Annotated in this window: 1 pseudogene; it reads right to left on the reverse strand. The window is 37.2% G+C overall.

Features of this window, described 5'->3' with window-relative positions:
• Positions 1-198 precede the first annotated feature (198 nt).
• A pseudogene (locus J7R10_RS09540) lies at positions 199-387 on the reverse strand (heme transporter HemC); the annotation flags it as partial.

Genomic DNA, 387 nt, shown 5'->3' on the forward strand with positions numbered 1-387 from the left:
TAAAGAGTTCTTTTTTATTCAGCTGCTGTAGGATTTTTTTTTGGTATATAGCTTTTTAAAGGATATAGCCAATTAAACACAAGGGAGAGATTGCAGAGAGCAAAAAGCTTAGAACAAAAATTTGGTGGGGGGGGAAGGGACCAAGGAAAAAATCAATTTTCTGAGAGAGATTTTCTAAAAGTTCATTGTGCATGTTATTTAGGGCGCGCATGATGAAGAGTCATGATATTGTGCACGACGGGCTTTTTTGATCTGAAGTATTTGAATATAACGGCGATTGATTTCGTTGCGAATAGCCATAAAATAGAGCAGAATAAACATAAAGCCGAAACAAAATATCATTGTTATCAGGGGCCATAACATAGCACGCTCGATTGATGGTCCTCC

The organism is Bartonella vinsonii subsp. berkhoffii ATCC 51672, from assembly GCF_902825225.1.
Lineage (GTDB): Bacteria > Pseudomonadota > Alphaproteobacteria > Rhizobiales > Rhizobiaceae > Bartonella > Bartonella berkhoffii.